13 protein-coding genes are annotated in these 15,263 nt (G+C 70.6%); 11 read left to right on the forward strand and 2 right to left on the reverse strand.

Annotated elements, in window-relative coordinates; genetic code table 11:
• The 4 genes from IG94_RS0110205 to IG94_RS42540 all read left to right on the forward strand — a co-directional run.
• On the forward strand, positions 1 to 763 hold a 763-nt coding region (locus IG94_RS0110205; protein WP_031033699.1), incomplete at its 5' end, for a helix-turn-helix domain-containing protein.
• On the forward strand, positions 732 to 929 hold the full coding sequence (locus IG94_RS40300) for a DUF397 domain-containing protein (RefSeq protein ID WP_078892244.1): 198 nt from the start codon (positions 732 to 734) through the stop codon (positions 927 to 929). The genes IG94_RS0110205 and IG94_RS40300, both read left to right, overlap by 32 nt.
• Before the next feature lie 597 nt (positions 930 to 1,526).
• Positions 1,527 to 5,855 (forward strand): RICIN domain-containing protein, encoded by a 4,329-nt coding sequence (locus IG94_RS0110215; protein ID WP_043483346.1) that lies wholly within the window; start codon positions 1,527 to 1,529, stop codon positions 5,853 to 5,855.
• 91 nt (positions 5,856 to 5,946) lie between these two features.
• Complete coding sequence (locus tag IG94_RS42540) at positions 5,947 to 6,339, forward strand: hypothetical protein (RefSeq protein ID WP_157852235.1); 393 nt, start codon at positions 5,947 to 5,949, stop codon at positions 6,337 to 6,339.
• A gap of 88 nt (positions 6,340 to 6,427) precedes the next feature.
• On the opposite strand, the gene IG94_RS0110220 is transcribed toward IG94_RS42540, so the two are convergent.
• Complete coding sequence (locus IG94_RS0110220; protein ID WP_031033706.1) at positions 6,428 to 7,084, reverse strand: pirin family protein; 657 nt, start codon at positions 7,082 to 7,084, stop codon at positions 6,428 to 6,430.
• A 96-nt stretch (positions 7,085 to 7,180) separates the two neighbouring features.
• Between IG94_RS0110220 and fasR the strand changes: the two genes are divergently transcribed.
• From fasR to IG94_RS0110245, 5 genes are all read left to right on the forward strand, one after another.
• A complete protein-coding gene (gene fasR, locus IG94_RS0110225; RefSeq protein ID WP_031033708.1) occupies positions 7,181 to 8,386 on the forward strand; it encodes a fatty acid biosynthesis transcriptional regulator FasR in 1,206 nt (401 codons plus the stop codon).
• A gap of 89 nt (positions 8,387 to 8,475) precedes the next feature.
• Complete coding sequence (locus IG94_RS0110230) at positions 8,476 to 9,402, forward strand: ACP S-malonyltransferase (protein WP_031033711.1); 927 nt, start codon at positions 8,476 to 8,478, stop codon at positions 9,400 to 9,402.
• A 16-nt stretch (positions 9,403 to 9,418) separates the two neighbouring features.
• The gene (locus IG94_RS0110235; protein WP_031033713.1) at positions 9,419 to 10,486 is read left to right on the forward strand and encodes a ketoacyl-ACP synthase III; all 1,068 of its coding nucleotides are present in this window, start codon (positions 9,419 to 9,421) and stop codon (positions 10,484 to 10,486) included.
• A gap of 102 nt (positions 10,487 to 10,588) precedes the next feature.
• Positions 10,589 to 10,837 carry an acyl carrier protein gene (locus tag IG94_RS0110240; protein ID WP_031033715.1) on the forward strand — a complete coding sequence of 83 codons (249 nt, stop codon included), beginning with the start codon at positions 10,589 to 10,591 and terminating at the stop codon, positions 10,835 to 10,837.
• 109 nt (positions 10,838 to 10,946) lie between these two features.
• Positions 10,947 to 12,236 (forward strand): beta-ketoacyl-[acyl-carrier-protein] synthase family protein, encoded by a 1,290-nt coding sequence (locus IG94_RS0110245; protein ID WP_031033717.1) that lies wholly within the window; start codon positions 10,947 to 10,949, stop codon positions 12,234 to 12,236.
• A gap of 77 nt (positions 12,237 to 12,313) precedes the next feature.
• Here IG94_RS0110245 and IG94_RS0110250 read toward each other — a convergent pair whose 3' ends face one another.
• On the reverse strand, positions 12,314 to 12,808 hold the full coding sequence (locus IG94_RS0110250) for a DUF3145 domain-containing protein (protein ID WP_031033720.1): 495 nt from the start codon (positions 12,806 to 12,808) through the stop codon (positions 12,314 to 12,316).
• 344 nt (positions 12,809 to 13,152) lie between these two features.
• On the opposite strand from IG94_RS0110250, the gene IG94_RS0110255 reads away from it, so the two are divergent.
• Positions 13,153 to 14,064: an SGNH/GDSL hydrolase family protein gene (locus IG94_RS0110255; protein WP_031033722.1), complete on the forward strand. Its 912-nt coding sequence runs from the start codon at positions 13,153 to 13,155 to the stop codon at positions 14,062 to 14,064.
• A 26-nt stretch (positions 14,065 to 14,090) separates the two neighbouring features.
• The gene (locus IG94_RS0110260) at positions 14,091 to 15,092 is read left to right on the forward strand and encodes an aldose epimerase family protein (RefSeq protein WP_031033725.1); all 1,002 of its coding nucleotides are present in this window, start codon (positions 14,091 to 14,093) and stop codon (positions 15,090 to 15,092) included.
• The last annotated feature ends 171 nt before the right edge of the window (positions 15,093 to 15,263 follow it).

Below are 15,263 nucleotides of genomic sequence, written 5' to 3' on the forward strand. Positions count from 1 at the left end.
CGAGGCCCACGGTCTCAAGCAGGGCCAGCTCGGCGACATCATCTTCTGCACGGGCTCGCTGATCGGCCAGATCGAGACCACGAAGAAGGTCCCGACCCGCGACTTCTCCGAGCGCGTGGACGCCGCCCTGGGCACGGACGGCCTCTTCTCCCGCCTGATCGGCCTGGTCCTGCGCAGCCAACTCCCCACGTGGTTCCAGCCGTACGCGGACATGGAGGCACGGGCGACGTACATCTCCACGTACCAGGCGCAGCTGGTCTACGGGTTGCTGCAGACGAAGGAGTACGCGCGGGCGGTCCTCAGCGTGGAAGGCGGCAACGTGAGCGAGATGATCGCCGCCCGCATGGAACGCCAGCGCATCCTCCAGCGCGACCAACCACCCGCACTGTGGGTCGTCCTGGACGAGGCCGCTCTGCTGCGGGAGATCGGCGGACGGGACGTCATGCGCGGGCAGCTCGCGCACCTGTTGTCCTTCGCTGCCGCCCCCTGGGTCCGGATCCAGGTCCTCCCCCTTGCCACGGGCCAACACGCAGGCATGATGGGGACGTTCACGCTACTCAGGTTCGACTCCGATCCTGATGTCTTCTACAAGGACGGTTACGACCAAGGTCACATGACCGCCAGTACGGACGTGATCAAGGAGCGATCGTTCGGCTACGCTCGACTACAAGCCTCAGCCCTCTCCCCCGAAGGCTCGGCGAGCCTGATCGCCCGCGTGATGGAGGAACGCTATGCGGACCCACACAGCACTGAGCAACGTTGAGTGGCGCAAGTCCAGTTACAGCGGAAGCAACGGCGGCGAATGCGTCGAGGTCGCCGACGACTGCTCCGCCGGATCCGTCCCCGTGCGGGACAGCAAGGCGCCGTCCGGTCCGATAGTCACCGTCAGCGCCCCCGCCTGGCAGGCGTTCGTCGACGGTCTGCGGTAGCAGCGCAGAACCGCGTCGACCGAGAGCCACGCATGGGAGAACGATCTGGTCAACCTCCCCCGGTCGATCCTCTCCATCCTTCACGACATCACCACAGGTGGAGCTCGGGAGTCGCACGTAATCATCACGACTTCCCCATAGTCGTGTTCCGGTCAGACGCTGGTCACGATCTTGTGGCGTGATCATGACGCATGCCTACAGTGACCCGCCACGCCGAGCGGAGTAGGCCCCGCCGCCGGCGCGTGGTCACAGGGCGGCCGGGAACCGTCGCAGGCGTGGGGACGGATTTCGTCGTGCCTTCCATCCCTTCGTCCAGGGCGTTTTCGTCCGCATCCGTCTTCGACGAAGGATGCTCCAGTGCGTCTCAGACGTGCCCACAGACCATCTGACGACTCGCCCGGCAGACCCGGCGCCCGGCGACTGCGTACCGTCTCCCTGCCTCTCGTACCGCTGACGGTGATAGGCGCCGTACTCGCCGGACTGCTCGGCCCCGAACCCCCTTCCGGCGGTCCCCTGCTCGGCACCGACACAGTCGCCGACAGTTACGACGGCTTCGACGCCGATGCCGCCGAGCAACTGCGCCAGGACCAGTGCCTGATGTCCGACTCTCTGCGGCTCGGCGGCCCGCAGATGCACACCCTGGCGCAGTACGCGCTGGACTGGACGCCGGAACAGCTGCGTCTCGCAGCCGACCGCGAGTACTGGACCGACACACCCCTGGCGGCAGCGTTCCAGAAGGACAAGACCGCCTTCGCCCAGAACAGCAACACGCTCGGCACACGTGTGGACGCCTGGCAGCAGCCTTTGGACGGGTTGTCGTACCCGGGCAACTTCACCTCCGAGGCCGACTTCTACTGGCCGCCCGGAGTGCCTACCGGTGAGGACTTCTTCGGCCAGGTCGGCTACTCGGCGTGGGTCGGCGAACAGTACTGGAAGGACGAGAGCCTCTTCTACGACGATCCGACTCCGGTCGCCGACGAGGCGACCGTCCAGGCGGTGAAGAAGCTCGGCACCCCGCTCTACGGCGACCCCGACCCGTCCCTGCCGAGTGACGAGTGGCAGCAGGCGTACGCCGAGAAGCAGGCATTCGACGAACTCGCCGACGGGTTCCAAGAGATGGGCGCGGACGATGCCCGGCTCTTCCTGTCGTCCGGTGGCTTCCCGCGTACCGCCCCTGAGCCCAACAGCCTGCCGTTCCGTCTTGCCGTCGAGGATCTGAAGACACGGTTCGCTGCCTGCGCGTGGCGCAACCCGCCCGACCCGAGCCGAGTGCTGGGCAAGGTGGTGGCAACGGCGTCGGCGGAGTGGCAGCAGGAGATCGCCGCGCAATCGGCCCAGCGCAACGAGATCATCGACGCCAACCGGTACGCGACAGAGGCGCTGGCGACAGGTGCAAAGGCGCTCGGGGAGATGCTGGGCCAGTCCTGGACCGCGGACCACCTTGCCCGCTGGCAGGACTACTGGTCGCCGGGCGGCGCGGGCTGGATCGGGGACAGCCCGATGATCGTCCACATTCATGCAGCGTCCGACAAGTGTCTGGAAGTCGGGGGCCAGTCGAAGGCCGACGGCGCCGTGGTGCAGATGTACACCTGCAACGGTGGCGCCAACCAGAAGTGGCGGATCGACGGCAACGCGCTGGTGAACGTCAACTCCGGCAAGTGCCTGGACGTGCACCAGGACGGAACGGCCGACGGTACCCGTATCCAGCAGTGGACGTGCAAGCAGAACGGCGCCCAGAACTGGGAATTCACCCCCAACCGCACCACCCAGCTGCGCAACACGGGCAGCGGCAAGTGCCTTGATCTGCAGACGTACACCAACAGCCAGGACGCACGGCTGTGGGCCTGCACCGGCAAGGATCCGCAGAAGTTCGACATCGTGCCGTCCGGACACAACGGCACGGACGACCTCGCCTACCCGGCGCCGGTCCAGTTCGCTCAGGCCACCACGGGCGTCACCAATGCCCGGGCCAAGGCCGCGGAACAACTCAGTCTGATCGCACGACAGGCCCAGATCGCGGGCATGTCGGCAGCCGACTCCGACGAGTACTTGAAAGACGCCTACGCCATCGCCGACAGCGTGGGAGCTCCCCGGGGCCGGGCCCTGCTCATCGGTCAGCAGAAGGACCAGGTCACCAAGGCGTCCTCCGCCGCGCTGAACGCGATGCTCAAGGCCGGTGAAACCGCGTTGGCCGCCACCAAGGCATCCGCCGGCGACAGCGAGACGATCGCCGCGCGGGCGGTGGCACAGGCTGCCGGAACCCAGGCCGCTTTCCGCACCGCAGCCGCCCAGGCCGCGAAAGAGCAGGCGAAGGCCGCGGCTGAAGCCGCCGGCGTCCAGGCGAGCAACGCCAAGGCCGCCCGCAACACCGCCAAGACCAAACTCACCGAAACCAAGAACGCCGAGGCCGATGCGAAGGCCGCCGCGGCCACCGCACATGCCGAACGGCTCGCCGCGGAGAAGGAGGAGGCCACCGCCGAGGCGGAGAAGGAGACCGCCGCTCAGAAGCAGGCCGAAGCCGCCCAGCACAAGACCAACGCCCAGAAACGCGCGACCGAGGCCGAGGACGCCAAGGACCGCGCGGAGACCGCCGACACCACCGCCACCGAGAAGCGCAAGGGCGCGGAGGCCGCTCGCGACAAGGCGAAGGCCCTCCGCGACGACGCCTGGGACGCCGAGCAGAAGGCCGACGCCGCACGCGCCAAGGCTGACGCCAAAGAGGCGTACGCTCAGGCCGCCGAGGCCGACGACAACGCGCAGGAAGCCCGCAAGGCCGCCAACGAGGCCGATGCAGCCGCCGACGACGCGGAGACGGCGGCCGTCGCCGCACGGTCCGAGGCCGACAAGGCAACTCAAGCAGCGGCGGATGCCGACGCTGCGGCCACCCGCGCCGAGGCCGCAGCCAAGCGGGCCCGAGCCAACTCCGACAACGCCCAGGCTGCCAAGTTGACCGCCGACGCTGCGGTCAGGACGGCGACCAGTTCGGCGGCGGACGCGATCAAGGCGTCCAAGACCGCCGCGACGGCTGCCCGTACAGCAGTGGCACTGGCCGACGGGGCCGAGCAGGACGCCGCCGACGCCCAGAAAGAGGCGGACGCGGCCAAGGCCGAAGCGGCCACCGCGCTCAACGGCGCCAACGAGGCCACCGGCTATGCCTACACCACCGCCCAGGCGGCAGTGGACGCCGGCAACTCGGCCGCGCAGGTCGCCGCGCCGGCGAACGACGCCATCCAGCTCGGATCGCCGTACGTCACCACCGACTCGGCCGCCGGTCTCGCCGTACTGACCGGACAGTCGTCGAAAACGATCGCCGAGCAGCAGCAGGCGGTGGCCGAAGCGCACGCGCAGAACGCGGAGGAGTCAGCCGCCCAGGCGCAGAGCGTGGCCAACGCCGCCGGCGGTGACGCCAAGGCCGCCTACACGCTGGCCGCCGAGGCTCTCGGCTACGCGGCGGACGCGCGCAAGTCCGCCAAGGAAGCCCTGGGCTATTCGGCCGAGGCCGCCTCGTACGCCGCCCAGGCGGCGCAGTCACTCACCCGCACGATCGCCCACGACAACCAGGCCGCCAAGGACGCGGCAGCGGCCGACAGCGCGGCCGGACGGGCCGAAGGCCACGCCAAGGACGCCCGCGACTCCGCCGACGAGGCCGCTCTGGACGCCGAGGCCGCCCGAGCCGCCGCGACCGAGGCGGAACAGGCAGCCAAGGACGCCCGGGACGCGGCGGACCACGCCGCCACCGAAGCAGCGGCGGCGGAGGAGGCCGCCAAGGACGCCCAGAAGTACGCCGAATCCGCCCAACAGGCAGCCGACCAGGCGGAGAAGGAGGCGAACGCAGGACAGATCGAGAAGGGAACCGTCGTCGACCAGACCGGTGCCCCGATCGGCGACATGTTCTACGTCGTCGATCACATCGAGAAGGTCGGCGCCCCCAAGGTTGTGAGGCAGTCGGACGGCTGCGAGGGCTTCATCGACCAGCTCTTCTACGACGGCGACTGCACGATCACGACGAAGATCGGGTTCAAGGCGGTCCTCGACCTGTACCTGTGCACCGCGCAGGATCTGGACCTGTCCCGGTTCACGTGCCCCTCCGGCGCGACGGTCTACCTCGGTCAGCACTCGACCAAGGAACTGTCCACCGAGGTCACGCACACCATCACGATTGCCGAGTACCAGCAGGGCGTCGACCCGATCGACATCCTCTTCGGCAGCTGGATCAGATGCGCCCAGAAAATCACCCCGGGCGGCGGGAACGGCAGTTGGGGAGGCTGCGCCTGGGCCGCCGTGGACGTCGCGAGTCTGTTCGCGGGCAAGATCCTGCGGCCCATCGCGGACGCGGTCACTGCCCTGGACGCGTCCGTCAAGACCGGCCTCGGCTTCGCCGACGCCTGGAAGGGGCTGCGCACGCTGGGCCTCCCTGCGGATGCCGCGTTCCAGATCGGGCTCAAGGGACTCGATGGATTCGTCAAGACCTGCAGACGAACGACCGTCAGGATATTGGCAGCCTCCGCGTCTGGAAGTGGATGCGAAGGCATCATTGCCTACGCCAGCACAGAGCTGAGCCGCACGGCCTACAAGGCCAGAGCAGCCTCTACGTTTCCCCCAGGGCGGAACGTAGCTGTCGCACGGGTTCCAGGCTGGAATGACCCCCAGACTGCTGACCTGGTCGTCGGCTTCAGCAAGGGGGAGGGATACCACTCGGAGAACCATATACTTGATCAATTGGCCGACCGGAATGTCTCGCCGACCAAGATCACAGAGGTTTACAGCGAGCGTCAGCCCTGCTCGGCTTGCGGGCCTCTCCTGGAGGATGTCCTCACACCGGGGACTCCGGTCAACTGGTCGGTTCCGTGGGGCGATGACGCGATGTTGAAGCAAGCCGCCAACGAGCTTCTCAAAAAGATGATCAAGGATGCGGGCGGCGTCTGACCAAGAGAAGCCCTGAGGGGTGCGGTGGGTGCCGAAGCAGCAAGCAGCACCCACCGCACCCCATCCGCTGACTCAATGGAAAGGTGACACAGTGAGCGATTACGGCTATCCACACGCTTCGGAGGATGTGCTGGAGGAGCGAAACCGAATCGCCGACCGCACATATGCGGAACTGCGCAGGGCGGGCCTCCCAGCCCATCGTTGGAAACGCGATGCGAATGAGTCACCCGGAGCAGAAGTCACCGTTGACCCGGGAGAGGACTCAGCAGGAGGGGTCGTCGTGACCTGGACAGCCGATTTCGGACCAGCTCTCGCTGAGAGCCTACTCAGCGGAGATCTACAGGCACCGGTGATCCGACAGAATGGAGCCGTGGCTCGCCACATGCAGGAAGCCATCATCGGGATCCTCAAAGCCGCAGGGCTTGAAGCCACCATCAGCGGAGACGACATGAATCCACTGGCGGTACGTGTTGCTTCGAGGTAGCGGAGGAACCGGACGGGCACACGCGTACGGAAGTGCGGTACTCGTAGCAGGCCGTCTGCCCGCTGACGCGTCCGGTCACCGGGGGAGGTCACTGCCCCGCCATCTCCCACACCAGCACCTCGGCCCGCGTCACCGCCACCGCGTCCAGCGCCTCGGCGTCCGTGATCCGGGCCGCGTCCCCCGCGCCCAGCGTCTCCCCGCCCAGCGTCACCTCGCCGCGCACCACGTGGACGTACAGGTACGCCCCGTCCGGCACCGCCGTCCGTTCCCCCGGCGTCAGGCGGCGGACGTGGAGCATCGCGCCGGCCTGCGGGAGGGCGTACGGGGTGGAGTCGGCGATGCCGCGGACGATCTCGTAGGACGGGTCGCCGCCGGGGTCGAGCGGGGCGAGCCACATCTGGACGAAGGTGAGGGGGACGGCGGCGTCGTTGCGTTCCACGTGGCGGACGCCGCCCGCGGAGCTGAGGCGCTGGACGTCGCCGGGGCGGACCAGCGTCTCGTGACCCGTGCTGTCGCGGTGGGTCAGTTCGCCCTCCACCACCCACGTGACGATCTCCGTGTGGCTGTGCGGGTGCTCGTCGAAGCCGGTGCCGGGGGCCAGGTGCTCCTCGTTGCAGGCGAGCAGCGCGCCGAAGCGGAGGTTGTCGGGATCGTAGTGGGGGCCGAAGGAGAAGGCGTGGCGGGAGGCGATCCCGGTTGCCGGATCACCGCCCGGATAGCGCTCGTCGGCGCGGCGTACGTCCATCACGTCGTTCACCGTAGCCCCGGCGCGGCGCGGTTGTGCCGATCAGCACAGCCCCGGCCACACCCCCGCACGTCCTGATGAGGCAGTCTTGTCCCCGTGCCCGAACCCGAGACCGGCAGGCCCGACGCCCCCGCCCAGCCGCCCCACCCGCACACCGCGACCCTGAAGCGGCTGGAGCAGTCCTCCGGAACGCTCGCCGCGCAGGCCATCGCGCGCATGGACGAGACGCTGCCGTGGTACCGGGCGATGCCACCGGAGAACCGCTCCTGGATCGGGCTGGTCGCCCAGGCCGGCATCGCCGCCTTCACCGAGTGGTTCCGGCAGCCGGACGCGCCCCAGGCCATCTCCACCGACGTCTTCGGCACCGCGCCCCGCGAGCTGACCCGGGCGATCACGCTGCGGCAGACCGTGGAGATGGTGCGGACGACCATCGAGGTGATGGAGTCCGCGATCGACGAGGTCGCCGCGCCCGGCGACGAGTCGGTGCTGCGCGAGGCGCTGCTCGTGTACGCCCGGGAGATCGCCTTCGCGACCGCCCAGGTCTACGCGCAGGCCGCCGAGGCACGCGGTGCCTGGGACGCGCGGCTCGAGTCGCTGGTGGTGAACGCCGTGCTCAGCGGGGAGGCCGACGAGGGCGCCGTGTCGCGTGCGGCCGCGCTGGGGTGGAACTCGCCCGACCACGTGTGCGTCGTGCTGGGGACCGCACCCGACGGGGACTCCGAGCTGACCGTGGAGGCCATCCGGCGCGCGGCCCGGCACGCCAAGCTCCAGGTGCTGACCGGGGTGCTCGGGGACCGGCTCGTGGTGATCGCCGGTGGTCGCGACGATCCGCTGGCGGTGGCGAAGTCGCTGATCGGGCCGTTCGCGCAGGGTGCGGTCGTGGCCGGGCCCGTGGTGCCGGACCTGCTGGCCGCGACCCGGTCGGCGCAGGCCGCGGCGGCGGGGCTCAAGGCGTGCACGGCCTGGCAGGACGCGCCGCGGCCGGTCCTCGCCGACGATCTGCTGCCGGAGCGCGCGATCGCCTCCGACCCCTCGGCTCGTGAGCAGCTGGTGGAGGAGATCTACAGACCGCTTCAGGAGGCCGGGGCCGCGCTCCTGGAGACGCTCAGTGTCTATCTGGAGCAGGCGAGCAGTCTGGAGGGCGCGGCCCGGATGCTCTTCGTTCACCCGAACACCGTGCGCTACCGGCTCCGACGTGTGACTGACGTCACCGGCTGGTCACCCTCTGATGTACGGTCTGCGTTCACTCTGCGGATCGCGCTCATCCTGGGGCGCCTGGCCGACGGAGACCCGCAAGTCTGAACTTTTGTCGAGGGTCCACAAAACCCCCCGCTGTTCTTCGTCCCTGTCCCCACGGGCGGTCGTGACCGTCCTCAAGAGAGAGTGTGAGAGTGCTCGTACTCGTCGCTCCCGGCCAGGGCGCCCAGACGCCCGGCTTCCTGACTGACTGGCTCGCCCTTCCCGGCGCCGCGGACCGCGTCGCCGCGTGGTCCGACGCCATTGGACTCGATCTCGCCCACTACGGCACCAAGGCCGACGCGGACGAGATCCGTGACACGTCCGTCGCCCAGCCGCTGCTGGTCGCCGCCGGACTGCTGTCCGCCGCGGCACTCGGTGACATCGGGGACATCGCGCCCGGCGCGGTCGCGGGGCACAGTGTCGGTGAGATCACCGCCGCCGCCTGGGCGGGCGTCCTCGACGACACCGCCGCGCTGTCCCTCGTACGCCGTCGGGGCCTGGCGATGGCCGAGGCCGCCGCGGTCACCGAGACCGGCATGTCGGCGCTGCTCGGCGGCGACCCCGAAGTGACCGTGGCGCACCTGGAGCGGCTCGGCCTGACCCCGGCGAACGTCAACGGCGCCGGTCAGATCGTGGCCGCCGGCACCATGGAGCAGCTGGCCGCGCTCGCCGAGGACAAGCCCGAGGGCGTGCGCAAGGTCGTCGCGCTGAAGGTGGCCGGCGCCTTCCACACGCACCACATGGCGCCCGCCGTGGACGAACTCGCCGTGGCCGCGAAGGCGCTGGAACCGGGCGACCCGAAGGTCACGTACGTGTCCAACAAGGACGGGCAGGCCGTCGCCGGCGGCGCCGAGGTGCTGGACCGGCTGGTCGGCCAGGTGGCCAACCCGGTCCGCTGGGACCTGTGCATGGAGACGTTCAAGGAGCTGGGCGTCACCGCGGTCATCGAGGTGTGCCCGGGCGGCACGCTGACCGGGCTGGCCAAGCGGGCGCTGCCGGGCGTGAAGACGCTGGCCCTGAAGTCCCCCGACCATCTCGACGCGGCCCGCGAGCTCGTCGCCGAGCACACCCAGGCCTGACAAGGAGCGCGAGAGCATGTCGAAGATCAAGCCCAGCAAGGGCGCCCCGTACGCGCGCATCCTCGGCGTCGGCGGTTACCGTCCGACCCGGATCGTGCCGAACGAGGTGATCCTCGAGACGATCGACTCGTCCGACGAGTGGATCCGCTCGCGCTCGGGCATCGAGACCCGGCACTGGGCCTCCCCCGAGGAGACCGTCGCCGCGATGTCGATCGAGGCGTCCGGCAAGGCGATCGCGGACGCCGGGATCGACGCCGCGCAGATCGGCGCCGTGGTCGTGTCGACCGTGTCGCACTTCAGCCAGACCCCGGCCATCGCCACCGAGATCGCCGACAGGCTGGGCACGGACAAGGCCGCGGCGTTCGACATCTCGGCGGGCTGCGCCGGCTTCGGCTACGGACTGACGCTGGCCAAGGGCATGATCGTCGAGGGTTCGGCGCCGTACGTGCTGGTCATCGGCGTGGAGCGGCTGTCCGACCTGACCGACCTGGAGGACCGGGCCACGGCCTTCCTGTTCGGCGACGGTGCGGGCGCGGTCGTGGTCGGCCCGTCCCAGGAGCCGGCGATCGGCCCGACGGTCTGGGGCTCGGAGGGCGACAAGTCCGAGACGATCAAGCAGACGGTCCCCTGGGACCGCTTCCTCCCCGACCTCCGGCTCCGCGCCGGCGGGGGCACCCCCACCGGCGACGTCTCCGAACTGCCGCTCGACTCCGAGGGCAACGTCAAGTTTCCTGCGATCACGCAGGAGGGCCAGGCGGTGTTCCGCTGGGCCGTGTTCGAGATGGCGAAGGTCGCGCAGCAGGCGCTGGACGCGGCCGGAATCAGCCCGGACGACCTGGACGTCTTCATCCCGCACCAGGCCAACGTGCGGATCATCGACTCGATGGTGAAGACGCTGAAGCTGCCGGAGCACGTCACGGTCGCCCGTGACATCCGCACCACCGGCAACACCTCGGCCGCCTCGATCCCGCTCGCCATGGAGCGGCTCCTGGCGACCGGCGAGGCCAAGAGCGGCGACACCGCGCTCGTCATCGGCTTCGGGGCGGGTCTCGTCTACGCCGCGACGGTCGTTACCCTCCCCTAGGCACCGCGTGCCGGATCATGCGGTCCGGGACACGGAGCAGCAGCACTCGCCGCGACGCGGCGGGCCGCCACATCCTCTGGACAACAAAGAAGGAGCGCCATCATGGCCGCCACTCAGGAAGAGATCGTCGCCGGTCTCGCGGAGATCGTGAACGAGATCGCCGGCATCCCGGTTGAGGACGTCCAGCTGGACAAGTCCTTCACCGACGACCTGGACGTCGACTCCCTGTCCATGGTCGAGGTCGTCGTCGCCGCCGAAGAGCGCTTCGACGTCAAGATCCCGGACGAGGACGTCAAGAACCTCAAGACGGTCGGCGACGCGACGAAGTACATCCTCGACCACCAGTCCTGACCCTCCGGTACCCGGGCACGAACCGGGTACCGGACTGAACCGGGCAGACTGCCCCGCCACCCGGCGGTGGCGCCGTACGAATCCGTATCCCGTTGGAGAAAGAATTCCCGTGAGCTCGACCAATCGCACCGTGGTCGTCACCGGTATCGGCGCAACCACACCGCTGGGTGGCGACGCAGCCTCGACCTGGGAGGGCCTGGTCGCCGGCAGGTCCGGCGCCAAGCCCCTGGAGCAGGAGTGGGCCGCCGACCAGGCGGTCCGCATCGCCGCGCCCGCCGCCGTGGACCCCTCCGAGGTCATCCCCCGGCCGCAGGCCCGCCGTCTGGACCGCTCGGCGCAGTTCGCGCTGATCGCGGCCAAGGAGGCCTGGAAGGACGCCGGGTACGCCGGCAAGGCGGGTGAGAGCCCCGCGGACGACGGGGCCGCACACGTCGATCCGGACCGGCTCGGTGCGGTCATCGCCTCCGGCATCGGCGGCGTGACGACCCTGCTCGACCAGTACGACGTGCTCAAGGAGAAGGGCGTCCGCCGCGTCTCCCCGCACACCGTCCCCATGCTGATGCCGAACGGCCCCTCGGCCAACGTGGGCCTGGCCGTGGGCGCCCGCGCGGGCGTGCACACGCCGGTCTCCGCCTGCGCGTCGGGCGCCGAGGCCATCGGCTACGCCATCGAGATGATCCGCACCGGCCGCGCCGACGTCGTCGTCGCGGGCGGCACGGAGGCGGCGATCCACCCGCTGCCCATCGCCGCGTTCGGCAACATGATGGCGATGTCCAAGAACAACGGCGACCCGCAGGGCGCCTCGCGCCCCTTCGACACCGGCCGCGACGGCTTCGTCCTCGGTGAGGGCGCCGGCGTCGTCGTCCTGGAGTCCGCCGAGCACGCCGCCGCGCGCGGCGCCCGCGTCTACGCGGAGGCGGTCGGCCAGGGCATCTCCGCCGACAGCCACGACATCGTGCAGCCGGAGCCCGAGGGCCGCGGCATCTCCGCCGCCCTGCAGAACCTGCTGGACCGGGGCGACCTGGACCCGTCCGAGATCGTGCACGTCAACGCGCACGCCACCTCGACGCCGGCCGGTGACATCGCTGAGCTGAAGGCGCTGCGCAAGGTCTTCGGCGACGACGTCGACCACATGGCGATCTCCGGCACCAAGTCGATGACCGGTCACCTCCTCGGTGGCGCGGGCGGCGTGGAGTCCGTGGCGACCGTGCTCGCGCTGTACCACCGGGTGGCGCCGCCGACCATCAACGTGGACAACCTCGACCCGGAGGCCGAGGCCAACGCGGACATCGTCCGCGGCGAGGCCCGCAAGCTGCCGGTCGAGGGCCGCATCGCCGCGCTGAACGACTCGTTCGGCTTCGGCGGGCACAACGTGGTGCTCGCGTTCCGATCGGTCTGAGCAGCCGTCGTACGTACGTGAAGGGGTCCCCACCGGCCGGTGGGGACCCCTTCACGTGTGCCGGGCGGGAGGGCGGCTCACACCACCTGGTGCAGCCAGCGGACCGGGGCGCCCTCGCCGGCGTGGCGGAAGGTCTCCAGTTCGTCGTCCCAGGGCTTGCCGAGGAGCTTGGCGACGTCGGACTCCAGGTCGCTCTCGCCGCGCTGGGAGCGGACCAGGGCGGCGCGCAGCCGGTCCTCGGGGATCATGATGTCGCCGTGGATGCCGGTGACGGCGTGGAAGATGCCGAGCTCGGGGGTGCAGCTGTAGCGCTCGCCCTCGGCGTTCGCGGACGGTTCCGCGGTGACCTCGAAGCGCAGCAGCTGCCAGCCGCGCAGGGCGGAGGCGAGTTTGGAGGCGATGCTCGCCTGGCCCTGCCAGGAGAACTCGGAGCGCCAGGTGCCGGGCGCGGCGGGCTGCCGGGTCCAGTCGAGGCCGACGCGGGTGCCGAGCACCCCGGCGATGGCCCACTCGACGTGCGGGCAGAGCGCGCGCGGCGCGGAGTGCACGTACAGGACTCCACGTGTCGTCACCGGAACCTCCGGGCTGAGCGGGACATCTCGGAACGGGTGGAACGTCCGCGGCCGGGTGGGCCGCGTTGATGGCGAGGCTACCGTGCGCGGGGGCAAGGAGTGTGACGTACGGTCGGTCCCGGCGCCGACAAATCCGCGTCATTCACCCGGCAGGACGCCTGTACGGGTGTGAGCGCGGTGTGAGCCGCCTCATCGCGGTCACCGGGAACCCTCGCGCGGCGTAACGGGTTGAGCACTGTGTCGAGGAGTGCGCGCGGCCACGAGCGGGTGTGCACGGCACGAGGAGTATGCGCGGTCATGCGGCGGGCAGAGGCGAGCAGGCACGAGGCGAGGGGTGGACGGCTATGGGGCACGGGACGGACCGGGTGACGCGGGGCGGCCGGCGCCGGGCGCGTGCCGTGCTCGCCGTCCTGACCGTCGCCGTCCTGGGCGCGGCCGGCTGCGACGCGGCGGGCGGCGACTCGACCGGCCCGTCCCCCAGCGCGTCGAAGCCGTCGAAGCCCGCGCCGGTGTGGAACACCGGCCCGGCGTCGGTCGCGGCGGTCGGCGACTCCATCACGCGCGGCTTCGACGCCTGCACGGTCCTGTCGGACTGCCCCGAGGTGTCGTGGGCGACCGGCAGCAGCGCGAAGGTCGACAGTCTCGCCGTACGGCTGCTGGGGAAGGACCGGGCGACCGAGCGCAGTTGGAACCACGCGGTCACCGGCGCCCGGATGGCGGACCTGACCGGGCAGGTGACGCGGGCGGCGGCGCACCGGCCCGAGCTGGTGGCCGTGATGGTCGGGGCCAACGACGCCTGCCGGTCGACGGCGTCGGCGATGACGCCGGTGGCCGAGTTCCGCAGCCAGTTCGAGGAGGCGATGGGCACCCTGCGCGAGAAGCTGCCCAAGGCGCAGGTGTACGTGGCGAGCATCCCGGACCTGAAGCGGCTCTGGTCCGAAGGGCGCACCAACGCGCTGGGCAAGCAGGTGTGGAAGCTGGGTCTGTGCCCGTCGATGCTGGCCGACGCGGACTCCCTGGACTCGGCGGCGACGCTGCGCCGCAACACCGTGCGGGACCGGGTGACGGACTACAACGAGGTGCTGCGGGAGGTCTGCGCGAAGGACCGGTACTGCCGCACCGACGACGGCGCGGTGCACGCCTTCCGCTTCGGCACCGACCAGCTGAGCCACTGGGACTGGTTCCACCCGAGTGTGAGCGGCCAGGCCCGGCTGGCCGAGATCGCCTACCGGACGGTCACCGCGAAGCGCCCCTGACCTGCGTGTGTCCTAGAGTTCCGCACATGAGCGAACTCTTCGGCACACTTTCCGACGGCACTCCCGTACACCGCTGGACCCTGGAGCGGGCCGGCCTGCGGGTCCGCATCCTGTCGTACGGCGGGATCGTGCAGTCCGCCGAGGTGCCGGACCGGGACGGCAACAGGGTGGACGTGGTGCTGGGGTTCGCGGACCTGGACGGCTACGTGACGCACCCGGAGCCCTACCTCGGCGCGCTCGTCGGGAGGTACGCCAACCGGATCGCGGGCGGCCGTTTCCCGCTGGAGGGGCAGACGTACGCGTTGGCCTGCAACAACTGGCCGAACTCGCTGCACGGTGGCGAGCGCGGCTTCGACAAGCGCGTGTGGGACGTGACGCCCGTCGGCGACGCCGGGCACGGCATCCGGCTCACCCGGGTCAGCCCGCACGGCGAGGAGGGCTACCCCGGCCGGGTGGAGATCTCGGTGACGTACGCGCTGGAGGAGCCGGAGGGGGCGGGCGGGCCGGTGGCGCTGCGGATCGGCTACGAGGCGGTGACGGACGCGCCGACCGTGCTGAACCCCACGAACCACAGCTACTTCAACCTGAGCGGGTCCGGCCACGCGGGCGGGCACGAGCTGCGGCTGGACGCCTCCCGCGTCACGCCGGTCGACGCCGGCCTGATCCCGGTCCCCGGCGGACCGGACGACGTCGCGGACACGCGCTTCGACTTCCGGCGTCCGCGCAAGGTCGGTTCGGGCTACGACCACAACTTCGTCCTGGACAAGGGTGTGACGGACACCGCCGAGGAGGTCGCCGAGCTGTACGACCCGGCGTCGGGGCGGGTGCTGACGGTGGCGACGACCGAGCCCGGCGTCCAGCTGTACACCGCCGACCAGCTGGGCGAGCCCTTCGCGCCCGGTGACGGCATCGCGCTGGAGACGCAGCACTTTCCCGACTCCCCGAACCGGCCGGACTTCCCGAGCACGGTGCTGCGGCCGGGCGAGGTGTTCCGTTCCCAGACGGTGTACGGCTTCTCGGCGCGGTAGCCCGCAGGCCGGGGTTCGCCGGGCCGCCGGGGTTCGCGGGGCCGCCGGGGTTCGCGGGGCCGCCGGGGCCCGCAGGCCGGCCGGGGTTCGCCGGGCGGCCGTCGGGGGCGGGTGCCGCCCCGGCCCGGCCGTCAGGTTCCGGGCCGGGGCAGTTCGCGGGGGACGTCCGCG

The organism is Streptomyces olivaceus, assembly GCF_000721235.1.
In the GTDB taxonomy this organism is placed as follows: domain Bacteria; phylum Actinomycetota; class Actinomycetes; order Streptomycetales; family Streptomycetaceae; genus Streptomyces; species Streptomyces olivaceus.

What these genes read in the sequence shown, in the direction of transcription:
- IG94_RS0110235 (WP_031033713.1), top strand. Translation starts at nt 9,419, where the DNA reads ATGTCGAAGATCAAGCCCAGCAAGGGCGCCCCGTACGCGCGCATCCTC.
- IG94_RS0110215 (WP_043483346.1), top strand. Translation starts at nt 1,527, where the DNA reads ATGTCCGACTCTCTGCGGCTCGGCGGCCCGCAGATGCACACCCTGGCG.
- IG94_RS0110260 (WP_031033725.1), top strand. Translation starts at nt 14,091, where the DNA reads ATGAGCGAACTCTTCGGCACACTTTCCGACGGCACTCCCGTACACCGC.
- IG94_RS40300 (WP_078892244.1), top strand. Translation starts at nt 732, where the DNA reads ATGCGGACCCACACAGCACTGAGCAACGTTGAGTGGCGCAAGTCCAGT.
- IG94_RS0110220 (WP_031033706.1), bottom strand. Translation starts at nt 7,084, where the DNA reads ATGGACGTACGCCGCGCCGACGAGCGCTATCCGGGCGGTGATCCGGCA.
- IG94_RS0110255 (WP_031033722.1), top strand. Translation starts at nt 13,153, where the DNA reads ATGGGGCACGGGACGGACCGGGTGACGCGGGGCGGCCGGCGCCGGGCG.
- IG94_RS0110240 (WP_031033715.1), top strand. Translation starts at nt 10,589, where the DNA reads ATGGCCGCCACTCAGGAAGAGATCGTCGCCGGTCTCGCGGAGATCGTG.